This is a genomic window from Oryzisolibacter propanilivorax (genome assembly GCF_900103645.1).
In the GTDB taxonomy this organism is placed as follows: Bacteria; Pseudomonadota; Gammaproteobacteria; order Burkholderiales; family Burkholderiaceae_C; genus Melaminivora; species Melaminivora propanilivorax.
The window spans coordinates 55,741-71,908 of sequence record NZ_FNHP01000002.1; the positions used below are offsets into that span (position 1 = coordinate 55,741).

Below are 16,168 nucleotides of genomic sequence, written 5' to 3' on the forward strand. Positions count from 1 at the left end.
CCATGTCCACCCTGCCCGCCGATTCCCCTCCGCTGTCGCCGCTGGCGCGGCACGCCCGCCGCGACCCCGACGGCGTGGCCTACCGCCTGGAGCCTTCGGGCCGCTGCGTGACCTGGCGCGCACTGGAGCAGCGCTCGCGCCAGCTGGGCGCCGCCCTGCACGCCGCCGGCCTGCGTCCTGGCGACGGCATCGCGCTGATGCTGGAGAACCACCCGCGCTACTTCGAGATCCTGTGGGCGGCGCAGCGCAGCGGCTTGTACTACACCCCCGTCAGCCGGCACCTGAAGACGGACGAGCTGGCGCACATCGTGCGCGACTGCGGCGCGAAGATGCTGTTTTGCTCGGCGCAGACGCTGCATGACCTGGACGAGCCGGCCCTGCGCGCGCTGCCGGCGCAGTGCGTGCTGCTGGACGCGCCGCCACGCGCGGGCTTCCTCGACTACGAGTCGCTGCTGGCCGCGCAGGACGCCGACGTGGCGCTCGACGAGAGCATCGAGGGACTGGACTTTTGCTATTCCTCCGGGACCACCGGCCTGCCCAAGGGCATCAAGCGGCCGCTGGCCGAGGCCGGCAAGCATTTCGCCGGCAAGGGCGACGCGCGCACGCACTGGAAGGACTTCGACGAGCAGTCGGTCTACCTGTCCACCGCGCCCTTCTACCACACGGCCCCGGTGCGCTGGAACCTGGCGGTGATGCGCGCCGGCGGCCAGTGCGTGCTGCTGGAGAAATTCGACGCCGAGCTGGCGCTGCAGGCCATCGAGCGCTTTCGCGTCACGCATGGCCAATGGGTGCCGACCATGTTCATCCGCCTGCTGCGCCTGCCCGAAACGACGCGCGCGCGCTACGACCTGTCCAGCATGCGCTATGCCATCCACGCCGCCGCGCCCTGCCCCGCGGCCGTGAAGGAGCAGATGATCGACTGGTGGGGTCCGATCGTGTACGAGTACTACAGCGGCACCGAGCTGGTCGGGCGCACCTCGCTGGACTCGCACGAATGGCTGCGCCACCAGGGCTCGGTCGGGCGCGCCGAGATCGGGCAGGTGCACATCGTCGATGCCGACGGGCGCGAGCTGGGCCCGGGCGAGGACGGCGTGGTGTACTTTTCCGGCGGGCCGCGCTTCGCCTATCACCACGACCCGGAAAAGACCGCCCAGGCCTACAACGACCGCGGCTGGGCCACCTATGGCGACATCGGTCATCTGGACGCCGACGGCTACCTGTACCTGACCGACCGGCTGGCCAACACCATCGTCTCGGGCGGCGTGAACATCTACCCGCAGGAAGCCGAGAACGTGCTGCAGGGCCATCCGGCGGTGGCCGACGTGGCGGTGATCGGCGTGCCCAACGCCGAGTTCGGCGAGGAGGTCAAGGCGGTAGTGCAGCTGCAGCCCGGGCTCCATGGCGATGCGCAACTCGCCGCCGAACTGATCGCCTATTGCCGTGACCGCCTCTCAACCCTCAAGTGCCCGCGCAGCGTGGATTTTGTTGCGACGCTGCCGCGCGCCGAGTCCGGCAAGCTGCTCAAGCGCCTGGTCAAGGCGCAGTACTGGGATGGCGCCAGCCGCATCACGCACTGACATACAGGAACCGCCCATGACCACGACCACCCCTTCTCCGGCGCCCGCGCGCCCCCTGTTCGATGCCGACCACGAGCTGTACCGCTCCAGCGTCGCGCGCTTCATCGCCGAGCGCATCACGCCGTTCCATGCCGAGTGGGAGCGCGAAGGCCAGGTGCCGCGCCAGCTGTGGCGCGACGCCGGCAGCGCCGGACTGCTGCTGCCCGGCATTTCCGATGACTATGGCGGCGGTGGGGGCGACTTCCTGTTCAGCGCCATCGTGGTCGAGGAGATCGCCCGGGCGCTGGCCACCGGCGTCACCGGCTTCACCACCCATTCGGAGAATGTCGCGCCATATCTGGCGGAGTTCGGCACCGAGGCGCAAAAGCGCGAGTTCCTGCCCCTGATGGCCAGCGGCGAGGTGGTCGGTTCGCTGGGCATGACCGAGCCCGGCGCGGGCAGCGACCTGAAGGCCATCCGCACCAGCGCCAAGGCGGTGGACGGCGGCTTTGAGTTGAGCGGCCAGAAGACCTTCATCACCAACGGCCACCACGCCGACCGCGTGATCGTCTTTGCCAAGACCCGCCCCGAGGCCGGCGCGCGCGGCATCAGCCTGTTCTGGGTGGACACGCGCAGTCCGGGCTTCTCGCGCGGGCGCGTGCTGGACAAGATCGGCCAGCTGGCGCAGGACACGGCCGAACTGTTCCTGGACCGGGTCTTCGTGCCGGCCGACATGGTCATCGGCGAGCTCGACGCCGGCTTCGGTTACGCCATGAGCGGCCTGATCCGCGAGCGCCTGCTGATCGCGCTGCGCTGCGCCGTGGCGCTGGAGACGGCGCTGCAGTGGACGGTGGATTACGTCAAGCAGCGCCAGGCGTTCGGCAAGGCGCTAATCGACAACCAGTTCATCCGCTTCCGCCTAGCCGACATCAAGACCCAGGCCTGCGCCACGCGCGCCTTCGTCGATGCCTGCCTGGCGCAGTACCTGCAGGGCACGCTGACCGCAGACGGCGCCGCCATGGCCAAGCTGTGGGCCAGCGAGGCCACGCGCGCCATCGACGATCTGATGCAGTTCTTCGGCGGCTATGGCTACATGCGCGAATACCCCATCGCCCGCGCCTACGCCGATGTGCGGCCCAACCGCATCTACGGCGGCTCGTCGGAAATCATGCGCGAGGTCATCGCGCGCGGCCTGTGAGAGCCGGCACCCCTTCAGGAAAGGCAGTCCCATGAAATCTTCGCTTTCGCGCTCGGTGGCCATCGCCGGCGTGGCCGAGTCCGACCTGGGCAAGGTGCCCGGCCAGTCGGCGCTGGAGTTGCAGGCGCAGGCCGCCCGGCTGGCGCTGCACGACGCCGGCCTGGCGCTGCGCGACGTGGACGCGGTGTTCGCGCACACCGACGACCGCTTCGCCAGCCTGCAGCTCTCGGAGTTCCTGGGCATCCAGCCACGCTTCGTGGACTCGACCAACGTCGGCGGCATGTCCAACCTGCTGCACGTGCAGCGCGCCATGGCGGCGATCCACGCCGGCATGTGCGAGGTGGCGCTCATCACCTACGGCAGCACCCAGCTGTCCGATGGCTCGCGCAAGGGCGGGGCCATGGCCACCGAGGGCGCGCACACACCGCGCGGGCAGTTCATCCTGCCCTATGGACAGCTGAGCCCGATCGGCTACTACGCCATGGTGGCGCAGCTGCACATGCACCGCTATGGCACCACGCCGCGCGACCTGGCGGAGATCGCCGTCGCCGCCCGGCGCTGGGCACAGCTCAACCCCAAGGCCTACCGGCGCGAGGCCACCAGCATCGACGAGGTCATGGCCTCGCCGGTGATCGCCGCGCCGCTGCGCCAGCGCGACTGCTGCCTGGTCACCGACGGCGGCGGCGCGATGGTGGTGGTCGCGGCCGAGCGCGCGCGCGACCTGCGAGCCAAGCCGGTGTACGTGCTGGGCGCGGCCGAATCGCACGTGCACCACTACACGCCGTTCAACACCGACGACTGGCTGGACACCGGCGTGGCCGCGACCGCCGAGCAGGCGTTTCGCATGGCCGGCGTGCAGCGCCAGGACATCGACGTGGTGCAGATCTACGACCACTTCACCATCGGCGTGCTGCAGTCGCTGGAGGAGCTGGGCTTTTGCCAGCGCGGCGAGGGCGGCGCCTTTGTCGCCGACGGGGCGCTGGGCCCGAGCGGGCGCTTTCCCATCAACACCTCGGGCGGCGGCCTGTCGTACGGCCACCCGGGCATGTTCGGCATGTTCGTCGCCATCGAGGCGGTGCGCCAGCTGCGCGGCGAATGCGGCGAACGCCAGCTGCCGCGCGCCGAGCTGGCGCTGTGCCACGCGCCGGGCCTGGTCTTTTCCTGCAACACCACCATGATCCTGGGAGTCTGAGATGAGCGACGCCCCCCGCCCTCTGCCTCAACCCACCGACCTGACGCGGCCCTACTGGCAGGCCGCCGCGCGCGGCGAGCTGCTGCTGCAGCACTGTCCGGACTGCCAGCGCTGGCAGTTCTACCCGCGCCCTTTCTGCCTGCACTGCGAGTCTGGCGCGGTGCAGTGGCGCGCTGCCAGCGGCCTGGGGCGCATCTACACCTACACCGTTAACCACCGCGCGCCCAACGCCTTCATGAAGCAGCGCCTGCCCTATGTGGTGGCCATCGTCGAGCTGGACGAGGGCCCGCGCCTGATGGCCAACATCCAGGGCGACGCCGCGCTCGACGCGCGCATCGGCAGCCGCGTGCAGGTGCAGTTCGAGCCGGTATCCGAGGAGTTGGCCCTGCCGCAATTCACCTTGCTGGACTGAGCGCGCCGACGCTCACCTTTTCCTGCCCTGCGCTTACCCGCGGTTCATTCATGACAAAGGAGACGACGCTATGCCTGGAGCCTTGAAAACGATACTGCCGCGCCGCCGCGCCCTGCTGCTGGGAGCCGCCGCCGCGCTCGCGGCCAGCGCGCTGCCCGTGCCTGCCAGCGAAGTGGGCAAGCTGTATGTGGGATTCGCCGCCGGGGGAGCCACCGACACCCTGGCCCGCCTGATCGCCCCCGCACTGTCGAGCGAACTGGGGCAGACCTTCATCGTGGAAAACGTGCCCGGCGCTTCGGGCATGCTCGCCGCCAAGGCCGTGGAGCGCAGCACGCCCCGCCAGCCTGCCTATGTGCTGTACCCGACCATGACCATGCTGGGCAAAGTCCTGGCCGGGCAGCCCTCCGAGCTGGACAAGCTCACACCCATTTCGCTGCTCTACGAGCAGTTCACGCTGGTGGTGGTCAACCCGCAGGTGCCAGGGCTGGAGAACGTGCGCACGCTGCAGGACCTGCTGCAGGTCGCCAAGGCCAAGCCCGGCCTGACCTATGGCCCGATGGGCGTGGGCAGTACCGGGCACCTGACCATGGAATGGCTCAACAGCCTGGCTGGCGTGAAGATGCAAGCCGTGCCGTACAAGGGTGGCGCCCCGGCCATGGCGGACCTGCTGGGCGGCCACATCGGCGTGCTCATCGCCGACTCCACCGTGGTTGCCCCGCACCTGAACTCGGGCAAGGTGCGGGCCATCGCCGTGAACTACCCGCAGCGCATGGCCTCGCTGCCCGACGTGCCGACCATCCAGGAGCAGGGCTTCAAGGAGATTGCCGGCGTGCCCTGGGTGGTGCTGGCCGGCCCGCCCGGCATGCCGCAGCAGCAAGCCGCGGCGCTGGCCAAGGCCCTGGACAAGGTGCTGGCCCAGCCGGAACTGGTGCAGGCCATGCGCGCGCAGAACGTCGAGCCGCGCAGTTCCAGCCCCAAAGAGGCCACGCAGCTGATGCAGGGCGACCTGGCGCTGTGGTCGCGCATCATCAAGGACAACCACATCACCAACAACTGAGGCCGGGGCGCTGCACCGAAGGCGCAACGCGCCGGCGTCCGACACCGCCGCCGGCGCCGGCGCCTGGACAATCGCCGGCATGTCCAGCGCACCTCCACCCCGCCAACATTTCTCCATGATCCGCCAGTTCCACCTGGCGGACTGGTTCACCCTGGGCAACGCGGTGTGCGGCGTGGGCGCGCTGTTCTCCGCCATGACCTACCTGGAAACCGGCGATGAGCGCCATGTGCACTTCGCCGCCGCGCTGGTGCTGGCAGCGCTGGTGTTCGACGTGCTGGACGGGCGCGTGGCACGCTGGCGGCGCAAGTCCTCGGCCATGGGGCGCGAGCTGGATTCGCTGGCCGACGTGATCTCGTTCGGCGTGGCGCCCGCCGTGCTGGCGTACGCCTGCGGCATGCAGGGCCTGTACGACCGCATCGTGCTGGCCTACTTCGTGGCCTGCGGCGTTTCGCGCCTGGCGCGCTACAACGTCACCGCCGAGGCGCTGGCTGAAGGCTCGGCCTCCGGCAAAGTGAAGTATTTTGAGGGTACGCCCATCCCGACTTCCATCGTGCTGGTGGCGCTGCTGTCGCTGGCCGCTGCCCTGGGCGCGGTGCGCGATGGCCTGTGGCTGGGCAGCAGCGTGCTGGGCGGCTTCACGCTGCATCCGCTGGTGCTGCTGTTCGCGCTGTCAGGCTCGCTGATGATCAGCCGCATCCGCATCCCCAAGCTGTAGCTGGCGTTTCTGTTACCAAGAGGCGGCGCGCGTGCCGCGGCGCGGCCCTGGCTGGCAGGTACACTTTGCCGGTTTCAGCAGCAGCGCCCGCCCCGGGCCTTCCTCCCCCATGGCCGACGACCAGGCGGGCCGCGCCCGCAGCAGCATTGACTTCAAGAGCGCGCAGTTGCCGGTGGTGGCGGTGATGGTCAAGAGCACCGACACCGCCCGGCTCACCGCCGAGCTCGCCGAGCGACTGAACGACGCTCCCGACTTCTTCGACAACGACCCGGTCCTGCTCGACCTGAGCGCGGTGCAGCACGAAGAGTCGGCCATCGACTTCCCCGCCCTGGTGGCCGCACTGCGCCGCCACCATGCGCGCCCGGTGGCGGTGCGTGGCGGCAGCGAGGCGCAGATGCAGGCCGCGCACGAGCAGGGGCTGATCGCCGCGCCCGAGGCGGCGCCCGCCCGCCCGGCCACCGCCCCGGCACCCGAGCCCGAACCGGCTGCGCAACCTGAGCCCGACGCTGTCGCCCTGCCGCTGCCCGGCCCCGGCGCCATCGTGGTGGACAAGCCGCTGCGCTCGGGCCAGCAGGTCTATGCGCGCGGCGCCGACGTGGTGGTGCTGGCCATGGTCAGCTTCGGCGCCGAGGTCATCGCCGACGGCAACGTGCATGTCTATGCGCCGCTGCGCGGCCGGGCCATCGCCGGTGCGCGCGGTGACACCAGCGCGCGTATCTTCACCACCTGCCTGGAGGCACAGCTGGTCTCCATCGCCGGCATCTACCGCACCACCGAGACCGAGCTGCCCGAGACCGTGCGCGGCAAGGCCGCGCAGGTGCGGCTGGACGGCGAGAAGCTGCTGATCGACCCGTTGTGACGGCAACCCGCACTGCCCTGGTCCAACCGTTTTTTCACCATCCGCCCCAACGCACGTTTTCCAAGGAACCGCAATACACATGGCCAAGATCGTCGTCGTGACCTCCGGCAAGGGAGGAGTGGGCAAGACCACCACCAGCGCCGCCTTCGCCTCCGGCCTGGCGCTGGCCGGACACAAGACCGCCGTCATCGATTTCGACGTCGGGCTGCGCAACCTGGACCTGATCATGGGCTGCGAGCGCCGCGTGGTCTATGACTTCATCAACGTTATCCAGGGCGAGGCCAACCTGCACCAGGCGCTCATCAAGGACAAGCAGTGCGACAACCTGTTCATCCTGGCCGCCAGCCAGACGCGCGACAAGGATGCGCTGTCGCGCGAGGGCGTGCAGAAGGTGCTGGATGACCTGGCGGCGATGGACTTCGACTACATCGTCTGCGACTCGCCCGCCGGCATCGAGAGCGGCGCGCTGTACGCCATGCACTTCGCTGACGAGGCCATCCTGGTGACCAACCCGGAGGTGTCCTCGGTGCGCGACTCCGACCGCATCCTGGGCATGCTGGCCAGCAAGACGCGCCGCGCCATCGAGGGCAGCGAGCCGGTGCGCGAGCGCCTGCTCATCACGCGCTACAACCCGGCGCGCGTGCAGGATGGGCAGATGCTCAGCCTGGAGGACATCCAGGACATCCTGCGCATCCCGCTGATCGGCGTCATCCCCGAGTCCGAGTCGGTGCTGCAGGCGTCCAACCAGGGCCTGCCGGCGATCCACCTGGCGGGCAGCGACGCCGCCGAGGCCTACAAGGACGTGGTGGCGCGCTTTCTGGGCGAGGAGCGCCCGATGCGCTTCACCGAGGCGCAAAAGCCCGGTTTCTTCAAGCGCATCTTCGGCGGGAGGTAACCAGCATGTCGCTGCTATCGCTGTTTCTGGGCGAAAAGAAAAAGACCGCCAGCGTCGCCAAGGAGCGGCTGCAGATCATCCTGGCGCACGAGCGCAGCGGCCGCGGCGCCAGCCAGCCCGACTACCTGCCGGCGCTGCAGCGCGAGCTGCTGGCGGTGATTTCCAAGTACGTGCACATCGACTCCAGCGACCTGAAGGTGAACTTCGAACGCCAGGAAAACCTGGAGGTGCTGGAAGTCAAGATCGAGTTGCCCGAGCCGGGCAAGTAAGCCCGCGCATGGGGCGCCTCGCGCGGCTACTTGTGCAGTGGCCGCTCGGCCGTCGCCGCCAGGCTGCCCAGCGGGTGCTCGGTATAGAACATGCCGCCGTGGTAGAGCAGCGGCGAGGCGCCCGCCAGGTGCCGGCAGCGCTCGACCTGCCCGACCAGGATGGTGTGGTCGCCCTCGTCGTACTGGCTGCGGTTGAAGCACTCGAACACGGCGGCCGCTCCCTGCAGGATGGGCACGCCATCCGCACTCGGCTCCCAGGCCACGCCGGCGAAACGGTCGACGCCGCGCGTAGCGAAGCGCTCCGCCAGCTCGCGCTGTTCCACCGCCAGGATGTGGATGGCGTAGCGCGTGCCGCGCGCGAAGGCCGCGTGGGTGGTGGTGTGGTGCGCCACGCTCCACAGCACCAGCGGCGGCGTGAGCGCCACCGAGTTGAACGAGCTGGCCGTCAGCCCGACCGGCGTGCCGGCCGCGTCCAGCGCCGTCACGATGGTCACACCAGTGGCGAACATGCCCAGCGCGTCGCGGAACTGCAGGGCGGAGAAATCGGGCGGCCGCACGGCCGCTGCAGGGAAAGGGACTGGATTCACGGGGCGCGGCGCACGGCGCGGGCCGCGGCGGGCAGTACGGGAAAGCCCTGCATTATGGGCGCAGCGCCATTTGCATGCCGAGCATGGCCGGGTCCCATCAGCGCGCCAGCCGGCACAGCTGCAGCGCCAGCCGCTGCAGCGCCTGCCATGGGTCCTGCGGCCAGTCGGGCACTTTCAGCCCCTTGACGATGCCGTCCACCAGGTGCGCCGACTGCAGCAGCCGGGCCAGCTGCGCGCCGCTGGCGCGCTGCAGCAGCGGGCTGAACAGGCGCTCCTTCGGGCCCCAGACGCGGCTCTCGCGCAGCGCCATGGGCAGGGGCTTGCCGGCGTCCAGCGCGTCGCGGCAGCGTTTCAGGGCGCGGATGTCCTCGGCCAGCGTCCAGTGCACCAGCACCGCCGCCGCGCCCTCGGCCTGCAGGCCGTCGAGCATGCGCTGCACGCGCGCCACCTGGCCCGACAGCACCGCCTCCGACAGCTTGAACACGTCGTAGCGCGCCACGTTCAGCACCGCCGACTCGACAGCGCCTTCGGGCAGCTCGCCAGGCGGGTGCAGCAGCGCCAGCTTGGCGATCTCCTGGTGCGCGGCCAGCAGGTTGCCCTCGACCCGGTCGGCGAAGAACTGCAGCGTACGCTGGCCGGCCTCGCCCGGCGGCACGCGCTGGCCCTGCGCGGCCAGGCGCTGGGAGATCCAGGACGGCAGCTGGGCACGCTCGACCGGGTCGATCTGTACCGCTGCACCGGCGCCCTCCAAAGCCGTGAACCAGGCGCTGGTACGCGTGGCCTTGTCCAGGCGCGGCAGGCTGACGAGGGTCAGCACGCTGTCGTTGCCGCGCGCGCTGTCGGCGATCTGCTGCAGCGCCTGCGAGCCGTCCTTGCCGGGCTTGCCGGTGGGGATGCGGATCTCGACGATCTGCCGGTCGGCGAACAGCGACAGCGAGCCGCCCGCAGCCAGCACCGCGCTCCAGTCGAAGTGCGCGCCGGCCACCGTGAAGCTGCTGCGCTCGGTGTAGCCGGCGGCGCGCGCCGCCGCGCGGATGGCGTCCTGCGCCTCCTGCTGCAGCAGGGGCTCGTCGCCGTGCAGCACGTACAGCGGGCGCAGGCCTTTTTGCAGCTGGGCGCTCAGCTGGGACAGGGGCAGTTGCATGGCAGGACGCGCGGCCCCTGGCTATCGGTATTGGATGCCAAAACAGGCTCTATCCCTTGCAAAACAAGGGCATGCAGCTATCAAAAGCGTAGTCACATCGGACCCTTGGCGGCCGCCAGCCGGCGCATCAGCTGCTGCACCAGGTCGGTCTGCATGTTGCGAAACAGCAGCGCCTCCTCGCCTTCCTTGGACAGGGCGACGGTCTCGTTGTAGCTCACGTCGCGCTGCTGCACGAGTTCGGTCGGCGCGATCCATTCCTGCCCGTCCTGGCCGCGCAGGCGAAAGCGCAGGCGCAGGCGCAGCTGCAGCTCGCGCACCTGGCCGGCGGCGCTCTGGCCAACGACCACGCGCTCGGGCTGCTCGGCCAGGATCTCCAGCACCGCCTGCGCCTGCGGCAGCTGCGCCGGCTCGGTCAGCACCGCCACCGCGCCGCCGGCGCCCTGCAGCGTGCGGCGCAGCTCGCGTGCCAGGCCCGAGGTCTCGGGCGCTTGCACGTGCAGCGACGAAAAGGCGAACTTCGGCACGCCGCGCAGGCGGAAGCCGCAGGCGGCCAGGGGCAGCGTGGTGGCCGCGGCCAGCAGCAGGGTGCGTTTGCGCATGGGGCAATCTCCTTGCGGATTCAGACGACCACGTTGACCAGCCGGCCGGGCACGACGACGACCTTGCGCGCCGCGCGGCCTTCGGCGAACTTGTGGAACTCGTCGCTGGCCAGGGCCGCGGCCTCGATGGCGGCCTTGTCGGCGCTGGCCGGCACCCGGATGGCGCCGCGCAGCTTGCCGTTGATCTGCAGCACCAGTTCCAGCTCGTCCTGCACCAGCGCGGACGGGTCCACCTGCGGCCAGGGCGCATCCAGCAGGTCGCCCAGCACGCCGGCGTAGCCCAGCTGGCTCCACAGCGCGTGCGTGATGTGCGGCGTGGCCGGGTACAGCACGCGCAGCAGGATGCCAAAGCCCTCGATCAGCGCCACCTGCGCGCCGGGCTCGTCCAGCGCCTTGAAGTCCTCCAGCGCGTTGATCATCTTCATCGCGCCCGAGACCACGGTGTTGTACTGCATGCGCTGGTAGTCGTAGTGCACCTGCTTGAGCACCGTATGGATCTCCAGGCGCAGCGCGCGCGCGGCGCTGCCGAAGGCCACATCCTGCAGGCTGGCGGCGCCGGCGACGCTGGCCAGCGCGGTGCCGTGGTCCAGGGCCCCCAGGCGCACGCCGAAGTTCCACACCCGGCGCAGGAAGCGGTGGCTGCCCTCCACGCCCGCGTCGTTCCACTCCAGGGTCAGCTCGGGCGGCGAGGTGAACATGGTGTACAGGCGCGCGGTGTCAGCGCCGTACTTTTCGATCAGCTCCTGCGGGTCCACGCCGTTGTTCTTCGACTTGGACATGGTGCCCACGCCCTCGTAGTCGATCGGCGTGCCCACCGGCAGCAGGCCGTCGGCACTCTCCACCGCGTTCTTCAGGCGCGCGCCGGCGACCTTGCCGGCGTCATCCAGCACATGCTCGACGTCGTGCGGCCAGAAGTATTCCTTGCCGCCGCGCGCGGTGCGCCGGCTGTAGATGTGGTTCAGCACCATGCCCTGCGTCAGCAGGCGGGTGAAGGGCTCGTCCACCTGGACCAGCCCCAGGTCGCGCATGACCTTGGTCCAGAAGCGCGCGTACAGCAGGTGCAGGATGGCGTGCTCGATGCCGCCGATGTACTGGTCCATGCCGCTGCCGCCGCTGGCACGCTGCGCGTCGCGCATCCAGTAGTCGGTGCCGCCGTCGACCATGGCCTCGTGGTTGCCCGCGTCGCAGTAGCGCATGAAGTACCACGAGCTGTCCACGAAAGTGTCCATGGTGTCGGTCTCGCGCCGCGCCGCCTTGCCACAGCACGGGCAGGTCACGCCGGCGTGGAACTCCGCGCTCTTGACCAGCGGGTTCCCCGAACCGTCCGGCACCAGGCCCTCGGGCAGCACCACCGGCAGGTCTTTTTCGGGCACCGGCTGCGGGCCGCAGTCCACGCAGTGGATGATCGGGATCGGCGTGCCCCAGTAGCGCTGGCGCGAGATGCCCCAGTCGCGCAGGCGCCAGGTGGTCTTGAGTTCGCCCAGGCCCTTTTCCTGCAGCGCGTGCGCCACGGCGGCGACCGCCTCCTGGTGGCTCAGGCCGCTGAAGTTATCGGAGTTGATGGTGACGCCGCGCTCCTTGTCGCCGTACCAGTCCTGCCAGCGCTGGAAGTCGAACTCCTCGCCGTCGACCAGCACCACCTGCTCGATCGGCAGGCCGTACTTGAGCGCAAAGGCGAAGTCGCGCTCGTCGTGCCCCGGCACGCCCATGACGGCGCCGTCGCCGTAGCCCATCAGCACGTAGTTGCCGACCCACACCGGGATCTGCTCGTCGGTCAGCGGATGCGTGACGAACAGGCCGGTGGCCATGCCGACCTTTTCCTTGGCGGCCAGTTCGGCCTCGGTGGTGCCACCCTTCTTGCAGTCCTCGATGAACGCGGCCAGCAGCGGGTTGCCGGCGGCGGCATGCTGCGCCAGCGGATGCTCGGGCGCCACGGCGCAGAACGTCACGCCCATGATGGTGTCGGCGCGCGTGGTGAAGACGTACAGGCGCCCGTCCTGGATCAGCTGGCCGTCGGCGCCGCGGATGTCGTGCGGGAAGGCAAAGCGCACGCCGCTGGACTTGCCGATCCAGTTCTCCTGCATCAGCCGTACCTTGTCGGGCCAGCCGGTGAGCGTCGCCTTCTCGCCGCCCAGCTGCACGTGGTCGAGCAGCTCCTGCGCGTAGTCGGTGATCTTCAGGTAGTAGCCGGGGATCTCGCGCTTCTCGACCAAGGCGCCGGTGCGCCAGCCGCGCCCGTCGATGACCTGCTCGTTGGCCAGCACCGTCTGGTCCACCGGGTCCCAGTTCACCACCTGGGTCTTGCGGTAGGCGATGCCCTTTTCCAGCATCTTCAGGAACAGCCACTGGTTCCAGCGGTAGTACTGCGGGTCGCAGGTGGCGATCTCGCGGCTCCAGTCGATGGCCAGGCCCATGGCCTGCATCTGGCGCTTCATGTAGGCGATGTTGTCCCAGGTCCACTGCGCCGGCGGCACCTTGTTCTTCAGCGCCGCGTTCTCCGCCGGCAGGCCGAAGGCGTCCCAGCCCATGGGCATCAACACGTTGTAGCCCTGCATGCGCAGCTGGCGCGTGAGCATGTCGTTGATGGTGTAGTTGCGCACGTGCCCCATGTGCAGCTTGCCGCTGGGATACGGCAGCATGGAGCAGGCGTAGTACTTCGGGCGCGCGGCGTCCTCGGTCACACGGTAGGCGTCGCGGGCAGTCCAATGGGCGTGCGCGGCGCGCTCCACCTCGGCGGGGTTGTACTTGTCTTGCATGGCGGGAGGGAGGGAATAACGCGCGCCGGGCAGCGCCGGCGCGGGGTGGTTGGCGCCGATTCTAGGCGCTGGCCCGCCAGCGGTCCGGCGACGCCGGCGCAGGCCCGGTAGCAGCCGATGGCACGGAATATCGAGTCAAAACAGCCTCCAGCCCTTATATATCAAGGGCCGGCAGCTCCTGTTTTTGATGGCTCGGCAGCTGCCCTGACGGCCGGCTCGGTGACGAAGCCGATGCGTGTCAGGCCTGCGGCGTGCGCCGCGCCCATGACCTGCACCACCCGGCCGTAGGGCACGCCGGCGTCGGCGCGCAGGGCGATCTCGGCATCCGGCTGGCGCGCGGCCAGCTGGCGCAGGCGCTCGGCCAGGCCGGCCTCATCGGCGATCGGCTGGTCCTGCAGCCACACCTGGCCGGAGGCATCCAGCGCCAGCGCGATGCTGCCGGCCGCCGCGCCGGTCGCTGGCTGCGCACCCTCGGCGCGTGGCAGCTGCAGGCGGATGCTGCTGGCCAGCAGCGGCGCCGCCAGGATGAAAATCACCACCAGCACCAGCATCACGTCGACCAGCGGGGTGACGTTGATCTCGCCCATCGGCGCGCTGCGGCGTGTGCTGTCGAATCGCCCGAACGCCATGGCCGCCCGTCCCGTCAGCCGCGCGGGCCCGGCAGGGGGGCGTCGTCGCCCTCCAGCAGCAACGCGCGCAGGTCGTGCGCCAGGCCCTCCAGCTCGGCCTCGACGGCGCCGATGGCGCGCCCGAATCCGTTGTAGGCCAGCACCGCCGGCAGCGCCACCGCCAGGCCGGCGGCGGTCATGACCAGCGCCTCGCCCACCGGGCCGGCCAGGCGCTCGATGCTGATCTGCTGCGTGCCGGCCAGTGCCGCCAGCGCGTGGTGGATGCCCCAGACGGTGCCCAGCAGTCCGACGAAGGGCGCCGTGGCGCCGACGGTGGCCAGCAGCACCTGGCCCGCCTGCAGGCGGGCCAGCGCGCCGTGCAGCGCGCCGCGCAGCAGCCGCGTGGCGCGCAGTTCGCGCGCCGCGCCCTGCCCGTCCAGCGCCTCGCCCACTGCTGGCGTGCGCGCCTGCAGCGCCGCCTGCACCAGCGGCAGCACCAGCCGCGCATGGTCGAACGGGGCGACGCGCGCCGGCGCGTCCTGCAGCGCGCCGGCCTGCCACAGCGCGGCCGAGGCGCGCAGCACGCTGGTGCGCGCGCGCGCCAGCAGCGCCAGCTTGGCCAGGATGGCGACCCAACTGGCGACCGACATGGCCAGCAGCGCCAGCGCCGCGGCCTGCAACACCGCGTCGCTGGCACGCCACCACTGCAGGACGTCCGAGGCTTGCATTGCCGGCTGCGTGGGCGGGCCCGTCAGCCCTGCAGGCCGAGCACGTCGAACATGTCGAACAGGCCCGACGGCCGCCCGGCCAGGAAACGCACCGCGCGCAGGCTGCCCTCGGCGTAGCCGGCGCGGCTGCTGGACTTGTGCGTGATCTCCACGCGCTCGCCGGTGCCGGCGAACAGCACCGTGTGGTCGCCCACGATGTCGCCGCCGCGCACGGTGGCGAAACCGATGCTGTCCGCGCGGCGCTCGCCTGTGTGGCCGTAGCGCTCGTACACCGCGCGGTCGGCCAGGCGTGTGCCCTGGGCCTCGGCGATGACCTCGCCCATTTTCAGCGCCGTGCCCGAGGGCGCGTCCACCTTGTGCTTGTGGTGCGCCTCGACGATCTCGATGTCCCAGCCCTGCAGCGAGCGGGCGGCGAGTTGCAGCAGCTTCAGGGTGACGTTCACGCCCACGCCCATGTTGGGCGCCAGTACCATCGCCACGCGCTGCGACAGCGCTTGCAGCTGCGCCTTCTGCGCTTCGGAAAAGCCGGTGGTGCCGATGACCAGCTGCACGCCGGCGTCGGCGCAGACCGCGGCATGCGCCAGCGTGCCCTCCGGGCGGGTGAAGTCGATCAGCGCGTCGGCGCCCCCCAGGCCCGCGCGCAGGTCATCGGTGATGGCCACGCCGCTGGCGCGCCCCAGGAAGGCCATCGCGTCCTGGCCGAGGCCGGGGCTGCCGGGCAGGTCCAGCGCGCCGGCCAGTACCAGGTCGTCGCTGGCGGCGATGGCCTCGATCAGCATGCGGCCCATGCGGCCGGTGGCGCCGGCCACGGCGACGCGGCGGCGAGAAGTGGTCGAAGCGGGAGCGGCAGCAGCGGTCATGTCGGCGGAAATGAGGAACAGGCGTCGGGCAGAAAAAAGGCCGGGCCTTCGGGCGCCGGCCGGACAAAACGGGTGGGTTCAGCGCCGCGGGGATTCCAGCGGCGGGTAATGCGTCGCCGGCGGCGTGGCGGGCGGCTGCGCATCCAGCGGCGGCGCGGTATCAGGCTTGGCGGGAAAGCGCGCCAGCTGCGCCTCGGTGGCCTCCAGCGGAGGCACCTTGGGCTGGCTGACCTTGGAGCCCAGCGAGGCGACGAACTCGGCTTCGCTGGGCATCTCGTCGCCCTCGGTGTGGTCGAGCACGTTGTCCTTGAAGAACACCGTCAGGCGGCGCGACTGCACCTCCACGCCGGGGCGCTTCAGGGTGAAGACATATTCCCAGCGGTCGGCGTGGAACAGGCTGGTCACCAGGGGCGTGCCCAGGATCTCGCGCACCTGCTGGCGGCCCATGCCGGGCTTGAGCGCCGCGACCTGCTCGGCCGAGATGAAGTTGCCCTGCACCACCTCGATCTTGTAGGGCGTGACGGCATTCATCATGCGGCTGGTCGAGCCCGCGCAACCCGCCACCAGTGCGGCGGCGCCCAGCACGGCAGCGACTGCGCCACGGGGGGCGCTCCAGAGGGCGGCGAAGGTCATGGAATCAGGCATAGGGTCTATGATCCGGATCATTGTAGCGGGTGGATTTTGCTGCCCCGGGCGCAGGGCGCAGCCCGCATCGGCCAGGCTTTGGAAGGGG

General features: G+C 70.3%; 17 protein-coding genes. 9 read left to right on the forward strand and 8 right to left on the reverse strand.

What is annotated here, in order from left to right:
• Nucleotides 1-2 precede the first annotated feature (2 nt).
• The 9 genes from BLQ61_RS03050 to minE all read left to right on the forward strand — a co-directional run bounded on the left by BLQ61_RS03050 (nt 3) and on the right by minE (nt 8,153).
• Nucleotides 3-1,577 (forward strand): acyl-CoA synthetase, encoded by a 1,575-nt coding sequence (locus BLQ61_RS03050; RefSeq protein ID WP_245703812.1) that lies wholly within the window; start codon nt 3-5, stop codon nt 1,575-1,577.
• A 16-nt stretch (nt 1,578-1,593) separates the two neighbouring features.
• Complete coding sequence (locus tag BLQ61_RS03055) at nt 1,594-2,754, forward strand: acyl-CoA dehydrogenase family protein (RefSeq protein WP_175488204.1); 1,161 nt, start codon at nt 1,594-1,596, stop codon at nt 2,752-2,754.
• 31 nt (nt 2,755-2,785) lie between these two features.
• Nucleotides 2,786-3,946 carry an acetyl-CoA acetyltransferase gene (locus BLQ61_RS03060; protein ID WP_091566607.1) on the forward strand — a complete coding sequence of 387 codons (1,161 nt, stop codon included), beginning with the start codon at nt 2,786-2,788 and terminating at the stop codon, nt 3,944-3,946.
• A 1-nt stretch (nt 3,947) separates the two neighbouring features.
• Nucleotides 3,948-4,358, forward strand: a complete 411-nt coding sequence (locus BLQ61_RS03065) for a Zn-ribbon domain-containing OB-fold protein (protein WP_091566609.1) — start codon at nt 3,948-3,950, stop codon at nt 4,356-4,358.
• A 70-nt stretch (nt 4,359-4,428) separates the two neighbouring features.
• A complete protein-coding gene (locus BLQ61_RS03070; RefSeq protein ID WP_091566611.1) occupies nt 4,429-5,415 on the forward strand; it encodes a tripartite tricarboxylate transporter substrate binding protein in 987 nt (328 codons plus the stop codon).
• A 115-nt stretch (nt 5,416-5,530) separates the two neighbouring features.
• Complete coding sequence (pssA, locus tag BLQ61_RS03075; protein WP_175488217.1) at nt 5,531-6,130, forward strand: CDP-diacylglycerol--serine O-phosphatidyltransferase; 600 nt, start codon at nt 5,531-5,533, stop codon at nt 6,128-6,130.
• 109 nt (nt 6,131-6,239) lie between these two features.
• Nucleotides 6,240-6,989 carry a septum site-determining protein MinC gene (minC, locus tag BLQ61_RS03080; protein WP_091566615.1) on the forward strand — a complete coding sequence of 250 codons (750 nt, stop codon included), beginning with the start codon at nt 6,240-6,242 and terminating at the stop codon, nt 6,987-6,989.
• A gap of 79 nt (nt 6,990-7,068) precedes the next feature.
• Nucleotides 7,069-7,884 carry a septum site-determining protein MinD gene (gene minD / locus BLQ61_RS03085; protein ID WP_091566617.1) on the forward strand — a complete coding sequence of 272 codons (816 nt, stop codon included), beginning with the start codon at nt 7,069-7,071 and terminating at the stop codon, nt 7,882-7,884.
• Nucleotides 7,885-7,889: 5 nt separating this feature from the next.
• The gene (gene minE / locus BLQ61_RS03090; protein ID WP_091566619.1) at nt 7,890-8,153 is read left to right on the forward strand and encodes a cell division topological specificity factor MinE; all 264 of its coding nucleotides are present in this window, start codon (nt 7,890-7,892) and stop codon (nt 8,151-8,153) included.
• Nucleotides 8,154-8,179: 26 nt separating this feature from the next.
• Here minE and BLQ61_RS03095 read toward each other — a convergent pair whose 3' ends face one another.
• The 8 genes from BLQ61_RS03095 to BLQ61_RS03130 all read right to left on the reverse strand — a co-directional run bounded on the left by BLQ61_RS03095 (nt 8,180) and on the right by BLQ61_RS03130 (nt 16,068).
• Nucleotides 8,180-8,740, reverse strand: a complete 561-nt coding sequence (locus BLQ61_RS03095) for a flavin reductase family protein (protein ID WP_245703813.1) — start codon at nt 8,738-8,740, stop codon at nt 8,180-8,182.
• Between the two features lie 97 nt (nt 8,741-8,837).
• A complete protein-coding gene (gene holA, locus BLQ61_RS03100; protein WP_091566621.1) occupies nt 8,838-9,884 on the reverse strand; it encodes a DNA polymerase III subunit delta in 1,047 nt (348 codons plus the stop codon).
• Nucleotides 9,885-9,976: 92 nt separating this feature from the next.
• Complete coding sequence (locus BLQ61_RS03105) at nt 9,977-10,483, reverse strand: LPS-assembly lipoprotein LptE (RefSeq protein ID WP_091566623.1); 507 nt, start codon at nt 10,481-10,483, stop codon at nt 9,977-9,979.
• 20 nt (nt 10,484-10,503) lie between these two features.
• On the reverse strand, nt 10,504-13,239 hold the full coding sequence (gene leuS / locus BLQ61_RS03110) for a leucine--tRNA ligase (RefSeq protein ID WP_091566625.1): 2,736 nt from the start codon (nt 13,237-13,239) through the stop codon (nt 10,504-10,506).
• Between the two features lie 161 nt (nt 13,240-13,400).
• Nucleotides 13,401-13,868 (reverse strand): ExbD/TolR family protein, encoded by a 468-nt coding sequence (locus BLQ61_RS03115; protein WP_091566627.1) that lies wholly within the window; start codon nt 13,866-13,868, stop codon nt 13,401-13,403.
• 14 nt (nt 13,869-13,882) lie between these two features.
• Nucleotides 13,883-14,575, reverse strand: a complete 693-nt coding sequence (locus BLQ61_RS03120; RefSeq protein WP_091566628.1) for a MotA/TolQ/ExbB proton channel family protein — start codon at nt 14,573-14,575, stop codon at nt 13,883-13,885.
• A 23-nt stretch (nt 14,576-14,598) separates the two neighbouring features.
• Nucleotides 14,599-15,435: a 4-hydroxy-tetrahydrodipicolinate reductase gene (gene dapB / locus BLQ61_RS03125; protein ID WP_091566632.1), complete on the reverse strand. Its 837-nt coding sequence runs from the start codon at nt 15,433-15,435 to the stop codon at nt 14,599-14,601.
• Between the two features lie 78 nt (nt 15,436-15,513).
• Nucleotides 15,514-16,068 (reverse strand): outer membrane protein assembly factor BamE, encoded by a 555-nt coding sequence (locus tag BLQ61_RS03130; RefSeq protein ID WP_091566634.1) that lies wholly within the window; start codon nt 16,066-16,068, stop codon nt 15,514-15,516.
• Nucleotides 16,069-16,168 lie beyond the last annotated feature (100 nt).